Source organism: Alphaproteobacteria bacterium (assembly GCA_037200005.1).
GTDB lineage: Bacteria > Pseudomonadota > Alphaproteobacteria > UBA9219 > RFNS01 > JBBCGY01.
The window spans coordinates 302,494-315,027 of record JBBCGY010000001.1; the positions used below are offsets into that span (position 1 = coordinate 302,494).

The 12,534-nt window shown below is 60.9% G+C and carries 15 protein-coding genes; 10 read left to right on the forward strand and 5 right to left on the reverse strand.

All coding sequences use genetic code 11. The features are described 5' to 3' along the window. Positions 1-180 precede the first annotated feature (180 nt). The 8 genes from mnmG to hemW all read left to right on the forward strand — a co-directional run bounded on the left by mnmG (position 181) and on the right by hemW (position 6,921). Complete coding sequence (gene mnmG / locus WDO70_01550) at positions 181-2,055, forward strand: tRNA uridine-5-carboxymethylaminomethyl(34) synthesis enzyme MnmG (protein ID MEJ0061910.1); 1,875 nt, start codon at positions 181-183, stop codon at positions 2,053-2,055. Then, positions 2,052-2,705, forward strand: a complete 654-nt coding sequence (gene rsmG, locus WDO70_01555; GenBank protein ID MEJ0061911.1) for a 16S rRNA (guanine(527)-N(7))-methyltransferase RsmG — start codon at positions 2,052-2,054, stop codon at positions 2,703-2,705. Before mnmG ends, rsmG begins: the two co-directional genes overlap by 4 nt. Continuing rightward, a complete protein-coding gene (locus tag WDO70_01560; GenBank protein MEJ0061912.1) occupies positions 2,680-3,528 on the forward strand; it encodes a ParA family protein in 849 nt (282 codons plus the stop codon). The genes rsmG and WDO70_01560 overlap by 26 nt, the downstream gene beginning before the upstream one ends. Positions 3,529-3,665: 137 nt before the next feature. Then, positions 3,666-4,136, forward strand: a complete 471-nt coding sequence (locus tag WDO70_01565; protein MEJ0061913.1) for a DUF559 domain-containing protein — start codon at positions 3,666-3,668, stop codon at positions 4,134-4,136. A gap of 5 nt (positions 4,137-4,141) precedes the next feature. Then, a complete protein-coding gene (locus tag WDO70_01570) occupies positions 4,142-5,065 on the forward strand; it encodes a ParB/RepB/Spo0J family partition protein (GenBank protein MEJ0061914.1) in 924 nt (307 codons plus the stop codon). Between the two features lie 18 nt (positions 5,066-5,083). Then, positions 5,084-5,416, forward strand: coding sequence for a hypothetical protein (locus WDO70_01575; protein ID MEJ0061915.1), 333 nt, complete (start codon positions 5,084-5,086; stop codon positions 5,414-5,416). A gap of 22 nt (positions 5,417-5,438) precedes the next feature. Continuing rightward, positions 5,439-5,753, forward strand: a complete 315-nt coding sequence (locus WDO70_01580; GenBank protein MEJ0061916.1) for a hypothetical protein — start codon at positions 5,439-5,441, stop codon at positions 5,751-5,753. Positions 5,754-5,769: 16 nt separating this feature from the next. Beyond that, positions 5,770-6,921 (forward strand): radical SAM family heme chaperone HemW, encoded by a 1,152-nt coding sequence (hemW, locus tag WDO70_01585; protein MEJ0061917.1) that lies wholly within the window; start codon positions 5,770-5,772, stop codon positions 6,919-6,921. On the opposite strand, the gene WDO70_01590 is transcribed toward hemW, so the two are convergent. The 5 genes from WDO70_01590 to WDO70_01610 all read right to left on the reverse strand — a co-directional run bounded on the left by WDO70_01590 (position 6,918) and on the right by WDO70_01610 (position 10,620). After that, on the reverse strand, positions 6,918-7,115 hold the full coding sequence (locus tag WDO70_01590; GenBank protein ID MEJ0061918.1) for a hypothetical protein: 198 nt from the start codon (positions 7,113-7,115) through the stop codon (positions 6,918-6,920). The genes hemW and WDO70_01590 overlap by 4 nt on opposite strands. Before the next feature lie 107 nt (positions 7,116-7,222). Next, a complete protein-coding gene (asnB, locus tag WDO70_01595; protein MEJ0061919.1) occupies positions 7,223-9,124 on the reverse strand; it encodes an asparagine synthase (glutamine-hydrolyzing) in 1,902 nt (633 codons plus the stop codon). Next, the gene (locus tag WDO70_01600; GenBank protein MEJ0061920.1) at positions 9,124-9,555 is read right to left on the reverse strand and encodes a SufE family protein; all 432 of its coding nucleotides are present in this window, start codon (positions 9,553-9,555) and stop codon (positions 9,124-9,126) included. Before WDO70_01600 ends, asnB begins: the two co-directional genes overlap by 1 nt. A gap of 7 nt (positions 9,556-9,562) precedes the next feature. After that, entirely contained in the window at positions 9,563-10,045 is a 483-nt protein-coding gene (locus WDO70_01605) for a prepilin peptidase (protein ID MEJ0061921.1), read from the reverse strand. A 2-nt stretch (positions 10,046-10,047) separates the two neighbouring features. After that, positions 10,048-10,620 (reverse strand): hypothetical protein, encoded by a 573-nt coding sequence (locus WDO70_01610; protein MEJ0061922.1) that lies wholly within the window; start codon positions 10,618-10,620, stop codon positions 10,048-10,050. A 146-nt stretch (positions 10,621-10,766) separates the two neighbouring features. On the opposite strand from WDO70_01610, the gene WDO70_01615 reads away from it, so the two are divergent. Continuing rightward, on the forward strand, positions 10,767-11,714 hold the full coding sequence (locus tag WDO70_01615; GenBank protein MEJ0061923.1) for a class I fructose-bisphosphate aldolase: 948 nt from the start codon (positions 10,767-10,769) through the stop codon (positions 11,712-11,714). A 142-nt stretch (positions 11,715-11,856) separates the two neighbouring features. Continuing rightward, positions 11,857-12,444 carry an imidazoleglycerol-phosphate dehydratase HisB gene (hisB, locus tag WDO70_01620; GenBank protein ID MEJ0061924.1) on the forward strand — a complete coding sequence of 196 codons (588 nt, stop codon included), beginning with the start codon at positions 11,857-11,859 and terminating at the stop codon, positions 12,442-12,444. Positions 12,445-12,534: the final 90 nt, after the last annotated feature.

The window sequence follows — 12,534 nt, forward strand, 5'->3', positions numbered from 1 at the left end:
TTTCATATGAAACGCCTTATTTCACCCTTCCTATGCTAACATGGGATCGTGGCGACAATATTAACATGGTCTGAAAAGCAAAAAATATTTATCGTTATTTATCAATATATTGCCATCATTTTCCTTAAGTTTCTCAGAAAGTTTTTGCCTGTGTGACCTAAAGTCCTTATATCTGCTGCCATGTCCAATTCAGCCCTTCATTTTGAGGTCATTGTGGTCGGCGGCGGCCATGCGGGCTGCGAAGCGGCCGCGGCTGCGGCGCGGCTGGGGGCCAGGACCTTGCTGGCGACCCATAAGGTCGAGACCATCGGGGAAATGTCGTGCAATCCTGCTATCGGCGGTCTCGGCAAGGGACATCTGGTGCGGGAGATCGACGCGCTTGACGGAGTCATGGGCCGGGTCGCTGACAAGGCCGGCATTCAGTTTCGGCTGCTGAACCGCAGCAAGGGCGCCGCCGTGCGCGGGCCACGCGCCCAAGCCGATCGCAAACTTTACCGCAACGCGATGCAGGAAGCGCTTGCCGCGCAGCCGAATTTGACCATTTTACCCATCGCGGCCGAGGATTTGATCCTAGACGACAACGGTCATGTAAGCGGGATTATCGCGGCGGACGGCCATCATTATAAGGCCAAATCCGTCGTCATCACGACCGGCACCTTCTTGCGCGGGCTGATTCATATCGGCGACGAAAAGACCCCGGCTGGGCGCTTCGGCGAACCGCCATCGGTCGGGCTTGCCGAAACCTTGAAGCGCCTGAAATTCGCCATGGGCCGCCTGAAAACCGGCACGCCGCCGCGTTTGGATGGCCGCACGATAGACTGGGCGGCGCTGGACATGCAGCCGGGCGATGATCCGCCGGTGCCGTTTTCCACGCTGACCAAGCGTATCTCTACCCCGCAGATCGCCTGCGGCATTACCTATACGACGGCAGAGACGCACCGGATTATCCGTGATAATCTTCATCGCTCTGCCATGTATTCCGGCCAGATCGAGGGGACGGGGCCGCGCTATTGCCCCTCCATCGAGGATAAGGTGACGCGCTTTGCCGACAAGGAGCGCCATCAGATTTTTCTGGAGCCCGAGGGGATCGACGATCATACGGTCTATCCCAACGGCACGTCGACCTCGCTGCCCCGCGACGTGCAGGACGCCTATATCCGCTCGATCCCCGGCCTGGAAAAGACGGTCATTCTCCGGCACGGCTATGCCATCGAATATGACTATGTCGATCCGCGTGAATTGGGGCCGACGCTGGAAACCCGCAAGATTCCCGGCCTGTTTCTCGCCGGGCAAATCAACGGCACCACGGGCTATGAAGAGGCCGCCGCGCAAGGGCTGATGGCCGGACTGAACGCCGCCATGAAAGCCGCGGGCAGCAAGGCTTTCACGCTCGACCGGACCCAGGCCTATATCGGCGTTTTGATCGATGATTTGATCACGCGCGGCACGACCGAACCCTATCGCATGTTCACCTCGCGGGCCGAATACCGTCTCAGTCTGCGGGCCGACAATGCCGACCAGCGCCTGACTGGAATCGGCATGGCGCTGGGATGCATCGGCCAGGAACGCGCCGCGCATTTCACGGCCAAGATGGCGGAGCTTGACCGGACGCGGGCGCTTGCCGCCAGTCTCAAGGCTACCCCGAACGAGCTGGCGCGGCATGGGATGCGGGTCAATCAGGACGGCGCGCGGCGCAGCGTCCTTGAACTTCTTTCCTATCCGGACATCAGCCTTGAGGCGCTTGGCGCGGTATGGCCGGAACTAAAAAATCTCGCGCCGGAGATCGTCGAGCAAATCGAGATTGACGGGCGCTATGCCGGGTATATGGAGCGGCAGGATTCGGATATCCGCGCTTTCCGCAAAGACGAGAACCTGCTGCTGCCGCCTGAGCTTGACGTCGATGCCATTGGCGGCCTGTCGGCGGAAGTGCGGCAGAAGCTGCGCCAGACGCGGCCCGCCACGCTCGGCGCGGCGGCGCGCATTCCCGGCATGACTCCGGCGGCGGTCGTGGCGCTTCTGCGCTATGTCAAACGCCGCGAGGACAGCGCGGCGTGACCATAGAATCCGAACGCGAAGAATTTATCCGCGCCTTTGATGTTTCACATGAAACATTGGCGCAGTTCGACCGCTATGCCGCCATGCTGGCGGAATGGCAGGAGCGCATCAATCTCATCGCGCCGAGCACCTTGCCGCATATATGGAATCGCCATTTTTATGATAGCGCGCAATTGCTGGCGCATATTCCCAAAGACGCCAAGACCATCGTCGATATCGGTTCCGGCGCTGGATTTCCGGGAATGGTTCTGGCTTTACTGGGCATGCAAGGCGTTCATCTGATAGAGGCAACTCAGAAGAAGGCAAAATTTCTGACCGCCGTTGCCGAAGAACTGAAAATTCCCGTGACCGTTCATGCGGCCCGCGCTGATTCGGCGTTGGGACTTCGCGCCGATGTCATGACCGCCAGGGCGGTCGCGCCGCTGACGGACCTGCTGCCGCTATGCCGTCACTTCCGCCAGCGCCATACGGTTATTTTATTGCTAAAAGGCGTCCAAGCCGGGGAAGAGTTGACAAAGGCCCGGCAAGCTTGGCATTTTGACGCTGAAACAGTCATGAGTCGCACCAGCGATTCTGGCAAGATATTGATTCTCAATAATTTGCTGCATAGACGCGAGGTTTCTCATGACCGTACTTCCCGCCGCCGATAATGCCGAAGACGGCGCCGATTTCCGCCCCCAGCATTGCCGGGTCTTCGCGATCGTCAACCAAAAGGGCGGCGTCGGCAAGACTACGACAACGGTCAATCTGGCCACGGCGCTTGCCGCCGTCGGGATGAGGGTTCTGGTGGTCGATCTCGACCCGCAGGGCAACGCCTCCACCGGCTTTGGCATTCCGCGCGCGGAAAGGCTGCGCGGCGGCTATGAAATCCTGTTCGACGAACTGACCGTCGAAGATGTCGCGATGCCGACGATGATCCCCAATTTGTCGGTGGTCGCATCCTCCGCCGACCTTGCGGGCGCGGAAATCCAGCTGGTCAACGAGCCGCGTCGCGAGAACCGGCTGCGCGAGGCGCTGAACCGCAGCGCCAAGAATTTCGACTATATGCTGATCGACTGCCCGCCTTCGCTCAATTTGCTGACATTGAATGCCCTGGTCGCGGCGGATGCCGTGCTGGTGCCGATGCAGGTCGAGTTCTACGCGCTCGAAGGCGTCAGCAGCCTGATGCAGACCATCGAGGCGGTGCGCGCCCGCTTCAATCCGGCGCTCGACGTGCACGGGCTGCTGCTGACGATGTTCGACCGGCGCAACGCGCTCAGCGAGGCGGTCGCGACCGACGTGCGCGCTCATTTCGGCGACAAGGTTTACCGCACCGTGATCCCGCGCAATATCAAGATTTCCGAAGCGCCGTCTTATGGCAAGCCGGTACTGCTCTATGACATCAAATGCACGGGCAGCCGCGCTTATATGTATCTCGCCAGCGAAGTCCTGCAGCGGGAAAAAGAAATCGGCGCCATGCAGGCGGCGGCATGAGAAGAAATGTCAAATTTGAGAAGAAGGGTGGTTCGGGAACCCTTCTCCCCTCTGGGGAGAGGAAGCAAAAACTTGGGCTTGCGTCTTCGCAAGCCCTTAGTTTTTGCAGGTGAGGGGGTTTGATTGTGACGACCTCCATGAAAAAAGAAAAAGCACCCGCGTTGCAAATTGCACGTGCGCGGCATCTCCGGCGTGACGACCCCATGGCCGAAAGAATTTTGTGGAATGCCCTGCGCAAGCAATGTGATGCGACGGGTTTGAAGTTTCGACGCCAACATCCGATTGCGCATTACATTGCCGATTTTGCCTGCGTCCGACATCGGCTGGTCATCGAGATCGATGGATGGCCGCATGATAGCAGAGTGGCCTATGATGCAAAACGCGATATAGTTCTTACAGCCCTTGGCTGGCGTGTAGTGAGATTTTCCGACGTGGACGTGAAGGGAAATCTAGAAGGTATCGTGGAGACGATTCTTAAAATGACGCAAGCCCCCTCACCTGCGAAAACTAAGGGCTTACATAAGAATGTAAGCCCAAGTTTTCGCTTCCTCTCCCCAAGGGGAGAAGGGCATCAAGCTTTCACCACCAGTTCGTATTATTTGGAGTAATATGCATGTCCGACTTCAATAAATCCGCCGCTTCGCGGCAGGCCATTCCGCAAAAACCCGCGCCGCTGGGACGCGGGCTGTCGGCGCTGTTCGGAGATTCCGACTCAAGCTATCAGCCGCAGGCGGCGCAGCCGAAAGCGCCGGAGCAGGGGCAGAAGAAGCTTTCCGTGGCTTCGTTGCAGCCGGGCAAGTTCCAGCCGCGCCGGCATTTCGATGAAACCGCGCTGAAGGAGCTTGCGGGATCGATCCGCGAGCATGGCGTGCTGCAGCCCTTATTGGTGCGCTCAATAGGCGGCGAACGCTATGAGATCATCGCTGGCGAGCGGCGCTGGCGCGCGGCGCAGATGGCGGGCGTCCATGACGTGCCGGTCGTGGTGCGCGAGCTTGCCGACATGCAGGCGATGGAAATCGCGCTGATCGAGAATATCCAGCGGCAGGACCTTTCGCCGCTCGAAGAAGCCGAAGGCTATCGCCGCCTGATCGAGGAATTCAGGCATAAGCAGGAAGAGCTGGCGAAAATCGTCGGCAAGAGCCGCAGCCATGTCGCCAATATGATGCGGCTCCTCGGCTTGCCCGACGAGGTCAAAGCGATGCTGAACAGCGGCGAGCTGACCATCGGTCATGCGCGCGCGGTGGCGGTCGCCGCCGATCCGGCGGCGCTGGCGCGCTTCATCGTCGCCGAGAAATTGAACGTGCGCGACGCCGAAGCCCTGGTGCGCCATCCGGACGCCCAAAACAGAACCGCGAAATCCGCCGCGAAAATTCCCGCCGCGCGCGGCGCGGATATTCTGGCGCTGGAAAAGGAACTGACGCTGGCGCTCGGCCTCAAGATCAAGCTCGCCGCCAACCGCGACGGCAGCGGCAGCGTGACGATCGCCTATAAGGATCTGGATCAACTGGACGGCGTACTGGAAAAGCTTCGCGGCTAATCGGGAAGGGCAGAAACCATGAACAAATATCTCACCGTCGAACGCCGCCCCGGTTCGGTTATGGCGCTTGATTTTCCGCCGGAACTCGACACCGACGCGAAAAAGCTTTTGGGCACGCTGTGGCGCGAAGGGCAGCAATGCGTCGCTGCCATCGTTGGTCACATGGACATGCCGCGTCAGCGGGTGGAAGCCGCCTTGGCGGAGATGGAGGCGGCGGGCCGGGTGATCGTCGCCCGGCAGCCGGGCGAGAATCCGGCCTTACATATGTGCCAACTGGTCAGGCCGCCGTCATGGCCGGAAAAAGCCGGACGATGGATCAGCAGCGCCGTGCGCTCGCTCACGGCGGGTTAGCCTTATGAGACAGAGCAATTTGGTGAGCGCGGCATTCGCTGTCGCGGCGACGCTGTTTTTCAATCCCAAGGGCTGCATCGAGTATGTGCAGGGGGATTATTGCGTGCCGGTAGAGGGCAGAAGGATTCCCAAAATCGCGTCGGGCTATAACCGCTTCGTCAATTGGGCGCTGCTGCGGCATATCCATGAGCCGCTTTGTCCGGTTCTCAAAGATGACGTGACCAAGAGCATCAAGCGCTCGGTCGATGAAATCGCTGGCGACGAAAAACCGCTTCCCGCGCCTTTGCCTCCGGCCAATCCCAGGCAGAGCACGAAACCCGCCGCTCATGCCCCCTAGTGATGGGGTCCGCCCCATGGAAAATCTGGCGCTTTATATCCACTGGCCGTTCTGCCTGAGCAAATGCCCGTATTGCGATTTCAATTCCCATGTGCGGGAGTCGATCGATCAGGATGGCTGGCGCGGCGCTTTGCTGCGCGAGCTGGATCATTATGCCGCGCTGTTGCCGGAGCGGCGGGTGACCTCGATATTTTTCGGCGGCGGCACGCCGTCCTTGATGGAGCCGAAGACGGTCGCGGCATTGATCGAGCGCGCGGGCACGCATTGGAATTTCGCCGAAGATATTGAAATCACGCTGGAGGCCAATCCGACTTCGGTCGAGGCGGGGAACTTCGCCGCGCTTGCAGAAGCGGGCGTCAACCGGCTTTCGCTCGGCATTCAGTCATTGGACGATGCGGCGCTGAAATTTCTCGGCCGCCAGCATGACCGGGGACAGGCGCTCGCCGCCGTCGATATCGCCGCGAAATATTTCCCGCGCTTCAGCTTCGATTTGATCTATGCCCGCGCTGGGCAAAGCCTCGACGAATGGGAGCAGGAATTGAGGGCCGCGCTGCCTTATATTCGCGGCCATATGTCGCTCTATCAATTGACCATCGAGGAGAACACCGCCTTTCATACCCGCGCCGCGCGCGGCGAGCAGCTTGCCGCCGCGCCCGATATCGCCGCCGAAATGTTCACGATGACGCAGGCGATCATGGAGGATGCCGGAATGCCCGCCTATGAGATTTCCAATCATGCGGCGGCGGGGCAGGAATCGCGGCACAATCTGACCTATTGGCGGTATGACGATTTCATCGGCGTCGGTCCTGGCGCGCATGGGCGCTATAAGGCGGCGGACGGCTTGCGCTATGCCAGCGTGGGGCGCAAAAGCCCGGAGCCATGGGCGGCGCAGGTGGCGGCGGAAGGCCATGGCGTGCAGGCTTTGACGGCGGTGGATGACGGCGCGGCGCGGCAGGAGGCGCTGATGATGGGGCTGCGGTTGAAATCCGGCATCGCGCGCGATTCATGGCGCAAGAAATTCGGCGGCGACGTCACGGAATTTCTTGCAGCGGAAAAGCTGCGCAAGCTGCAGCATGAAAATATGCTGCGGCTTGACGAGGATGCTCTGGCCGCGACGACGGACGGCGCGATCAGGCTCAATGCGGTGCTGAAATATCTTTTGAATTAAAGGCTTAATGACGGAGCGCGGCGGCGCGAGGGCATCGGCGCGGGCCTTACGGCTTTAGGCGAGAATAAAAAGGCCGGCGGCGGCTTGCGGCTTGCATATTTGCCAAGCCCTTCGAAAGACGGCATGGCCATGGCCATGATATCGAAAATCGAATCCACCTGAGCCGCCGGCTGTAATATCGCGTACTTATTCATAATGATGCTGTTCCTTCGTTATAAGAACAGCATAGGCGCGCGCGATTAACCGGGACTGAATATTGTATTGCAATTGATTGATTTTATTTGGTTATTCAGGATTTTAGTCAAATGCCGTAGGTTTCTCGCCAACTCAAAAACATCAGCGCGGTCCATAGCCGGTGATGATGATTGCCGCGCCCGGCGAGATGACTTTCCCAGGCTTCGCGGATCGGCGCTGGATTCAGCCCGGCGCGCACCAGCATTTCGGGCACGAGCATATCCGCCGCCCAGGATTTCAGCGGGCCACGCAGCCATGCGGCTAGCGGCACGCCGAAGCCGCTTTTCGGACGCTCCAGCAAGGCGCGCGGGATGTGGCGATAGGCGATTTCGCGCAATATGCGTTTCGTCACCCCGCCTTGCAGTTTATAAGAACGTGGCAGCGTCAGGGCGAATTCGATGATCCGGTGATCGAGCAGCGGCACGCGCACTTCGAGCGCCACATCCATGCTGGCGCGATCGACCTTGGTCAGCACGTCGTCATGCAGATAGCCGAGCATGTCCCATAGCTGCATCGCGCAAACCGGATCGGCGGGCGCGGGCCTGGCGAGCGCCAGCGTTACAGGCTCGCCGCCGGCGACGACGGTTTCCGGCTCCTGCCACCAGCTTACCAGATGCCGGTAGGCCGCTGCGGCATCGCCGCCGCCGAGCGCGGCGAATTTCACCAGTTTGTCGCCGAGCTGCGGGATGCGCATTCTTGCCGGAAGCATAGTACCGAGGCGGTTCATGGTCTCGGCGGGAATCGCGGCGCACAGGCCCGCGAGATGCTGCCTTGCCGCCATCGGCCAATTTTCCATCCGCGCCATCGCCCGGTAGCGGTTATAGCCGAGGAAGCCTTCGTCGCCGCCGTCGCCCGACAGCGCGACCGTGACATGCTCGCGGGCGATTTTCGAGACGAGATAAGTGGGGATTTGCGACGAGTCGGCGAACGGCTCGTCATAGATATGCGGCAGGCGCGGGATGACGGCGCGGGCGTCCGCTTCGGTGACATAGGCCTCGGTATGCGCCGTGCCGAGATGCGCCGCGATTTTCTTCGCCGCCGGGGCTTCGTCGAAATCGCGGCTCTCGAAGCCGATGGAGAAGGTGCGGATCGGCCGGGCGCTTTGGGCCTGCATCAGCGCGGCAACGGTCGAAGAATCGATCCCGCCCGACAGCAGCGCGCCGAGCGGCACGTCGGCGAGCATCTGCCCGCGCACGGAATCTTTCAGCAGATCATACAGCGCGTCCGAGGCTTCGCCGAAGCTCATGGAGTTCGTCACGCCGTGCAAACCCAGCCCTTGCAAATCCCAATAGCGCGTCAGCGCGGGCGCGCGGCCCGGCTCGATGATCAAATAATGCGCGGGCGCGAGCTTATGGACGCCGGTGAAAATGCTGCGCGGCGCGGGGACGTTCCCGGCTCGGAAATAATGCGTCAGCGATTGGCGGTCGATATCGCGGGGGCAGTCCGGATGCCGCGTCAGCGCGCGCAGTTCGGAGCCGAACAGGATTTTGCCGTTCGCTTCGGCCCAGTAAAGCGGCTTGATGCCGAGCCGGTCGCGGACGAGGGCGAGCTTGCGCGCGCGGCGATCCCACAGCGCGAAGGCGAACATGCCGTTGATCTTTTGCAGGGTCTTATCGAGGCCCCAGGCCGCGACGGCGGCCAGCAGCACGGCGGTATCGCTGCCGCCCGCGATAACGCGCCCTTCGGCGCGAAGTTCAGCGGCAAGTTCGGGGAAATTATAAATCTCGCCATTATAGACGATCACATAATTGCCGTCGGCGCCATGCATCGGCTGCGCGCCCGCCGGACTGAGATCGATGATGGCAAGGCGGCGGTGGGCGAGCGCGATCCCGGCTTCGGCGTCGGCCCAGACGTCGCCCGCGTCCGGGCCGCGATGGCGCAGCGAATCGCCCATGCGGGAGGCGGTTTGACGCAGATCCTCCGCGGATGTCGCCTGCCTAAGATCGAATATGCCCGCGATGCCGCACATCAGCGCTGCGCCGCGGCGATGGATTTGATGGTCTTGATCATCGCGGCGAGGCCGTTGCTGCGGCTGGGCGAAAGATGCTCGCCAAGGCCCACGGCGGTGACGAAGCGAGGCTCGGCCCTGGAGATAGCCAACGGCGGCTGACCAGAAAAAATCCGCAGCAGCAGCACGATAAGGCCGGAGACGATGGCGGCGTCGCTGGCGGCGTCGAAATGGAGCAAGCCGTTTTCCGTTCTGGCATGAAGCCAGACTCGCGACTGGCAGCCGCGCACCAGATAGTCGTCAGTGCGGAATTCTTCGGGATAGGGCGGCAGTTTTCTTCCGAGATCGATCAGATAGCGGTAACGCTCCTGCCAATCGTCGAATAAGGCGAATTCATCGATAATCTCGTCCTGGATGGCGTCGATATCGGGATGGCCCGTCATGCTGATCATATAAGGACTAGGACAGCCATAATTTCGCTATCGCCAGTCCCACCAGCAGGAAGGGCGCGAAATGCACTCTTTTCAAGGGACGGCCTATCAGCCGCATGACGCCTATCAATCCGAGGCCGAGCCAGGCCGCCGCCACCCAGGCCCACAGCACCGGCGCGGCGCCGAAGCCGAAAGCGGCCAGCATCGACCATTTGGCATCGCCCATGCCGAGCGCGTCGCGCTTGCGGAAATAATACCAAAGCTCGTTGAGCGCCCATATGATTCCGCCGCAGATCACCGCCGCCACCAGCCGCGCCAGCAGGAAAGACGGCGGCATCAGGATCGCCATGGCCAGCGCCGCGCCCGCCGCGCCCGCGATCAACAGCCGGTCCGGCACCCGTCCGGAGCGGGCGTCGATGAAGGCCGTCCAGCCGAGCATGGCCCACAGGAAAACCGCCAGCCACGGGCTGGCCGCATGGGTGAGCAGATGGGCCGGAGAGGGGATGATCATGGCTACGGCGCTATATCGCAATTAGTGCCGGCAGCGCCCGAGGGTGTCGTGATCCAGAGCATCAGCACGCCGGTGCCCGCGGTATATTTCGCTTCCTGGCTGGTGAATTTGGCTTTGGGAGGATTGACGAGCCGCGCCATGCCTTTCAGAACGGCGGTATTCGCCGAAGTCGGCGTGATCTTGATGCAGCGCCCGCCGCTTGCGCCATAATCGAAATATGTCCATGCGCTGAATCCGCTCGGCACCTGGGGCAGCTGGATTTTATAGGGGCCGTCCCATAAATTCTGGCTGCCGCTTGACGGATAATTGGGGCAGGTGAGGCCGGAAACCGGATCGCCGGTTGTAGTGCCGGCCGGCCAGACGAGAGGATCGTCGCCCAGCATGTTGCACTGGGTGAATTTGCTGCGGATCAGATCGGCCTGCGAGCCGATCTGGGCGGTGATGCTGTCCTCGCGCCCCGCCGTGCCCATCGAGCCCGTGGAGGCGGCGATCGCGCCGGCGATAAGACCGAGCAGCACGATGACGAACAGGATCATCCCAATGGCGATTCCCGCTTCGGAATGAAAACGCGGCATGCGACCCCCTTTAAGTCTTTTATGTCGCCATTCTGCGGCGATTAACTAATTTGCGCAACCGGCATTGTCGAAAACCCTCCTCTTTGTGGACAAACTCCCTGGGTTGGAGTAACAACGCCCCCATTGCTTGTAATCGGGAGAAGGATATGGGTGTTATGACAACCGCGAGCGCCGCCATGACCGCCAATGTGCGCGACATCATCGGCTGGTACGATGGCGAGAATCCCGGCGTGAAAGCCAATCTGGTTCGCATGCTGATGACCGGCCGCCTCGGCGGTACCGGCAAGATGGTGATTCTGCCGATCGATCAGGGTTTCGAGCACGGCCCGGCGCGCAGCTTCGGCGTCAATCCCGACGCCTATGATCCCGCCTATCACATCCAGATGGCGGTCGATGCGGGCCTCAACGCCTATGCCGCGCCCTATGGCTGGCTGAACGCGGTGGCCGACCGCTATGCCGGGCAGATTCCGACCATCCTCAAGATCAACAGCTCCAATTCGCTGAACCGCGCCAAGGAAGCGCCCGACCAGGCCGTGACCGCCAGCATCGACGACGCGCTGCGCCTCGGCTGTTCGGCGATCGGCTTCACGATCTATCCCGGCTCCGACGTGATCTACGGGCAGATGGAAGAAATCGTCGCGCTGTCCAAGGAAGCCCGCGCCAAGGGCTTGGCCGTCGTCATCTGGTCCTATCCGCGCGGCGGCAACGTGACCAAAGACGGCGAGACCGCGCTCGATATCGTCGCCTATGGCGCGCATATGGCGGCGCTGCTCGGCGCGCATATCATCAAGGTGAAACTGCCGACCGACTTCCTCGAGCAAAAAGAGGCCAAGGAAGTCTATGAGAAGCAGAAGATCAAGATCGACACTTTGGGAGATCGCGTCTCGCACATCATGCAGTGCTGCTTCAACCGCCAGCGCATTGTGGTGTTCTCCGGCGGCGCGGCCAAGGGCGGCGACAACGTGCTTGACGACGCCCGCGCCATCAAGGCGGGCGGCGGCCACGGCTCGATCATCGGCCGCAATTGCTTCCAGCGCCCGCGCGCCGAAGCGATGAAGCTGCTCGACGATATGATCAAGGTTTATCAGGGGTAGGACAAAGCGTGAAGCCGGGCTGCAAATCGTCTTTTTCTGCACTCCGGTGCTCACGTACTAAAATGTACGTTGCGCGCCGGTGCTCGAAAAATACGATTTTCGCCACGGCTTGACGCTTTGCGCTCCGGATCGGATTGACAGAATGCGCAAAGCCCAAATTACCCGCGAGACCACCGAGACGGCGATCACCGCCGCCATTAATCTCGATGGCACCGGGCAGTATCAGATCGCGACCGGAATCGGCTTTCTCGATCATATGCTGTGCCAGCTCAGCCGCCACAGCCTGATGGACGTTACGGTCGCGGCCAAGGGCGATCTTCATATCGACTTTCATCACACCACCGAGGATACCGGCATCGCGCTCGGCCAGGCTTTTGCGAAGGCGCTCGGCGACAAGAAGGGCATCACCCGCTACGGCTCGGCTTACGCGCCGATGGACGAGGCATTGTCGCGCTGCGCCCTGGATATTTCCGGGCGGCCCTATCTGATCTGGAAGGTGGATTTCCGCCGCGACAAGGTCGGCGAGATGGATACCGAACTGTTCAAGGAATGGTTCGGCGCGTTCGCCCAGAATGCCGGCATCACGCTGCATGTCGAAAGCCTTTACGGCGAGAATAATCACCACATCATCGAAAGCTGCTTCAAGGCGACCGCCCGCGCGCTGCGCCAGGCCATCGCGATCGACTCGCGCATGGCGGACAGCGTGCCGTCCACGAAGGGCGTTTTATGATTGTCATTCCAAAAAAAGCTGGAATGACGGGGGGCGTTTTATGACCGTCATTCCAGAAAAAGCCGGAATGACGGGGGGCGTTTTGTAGCG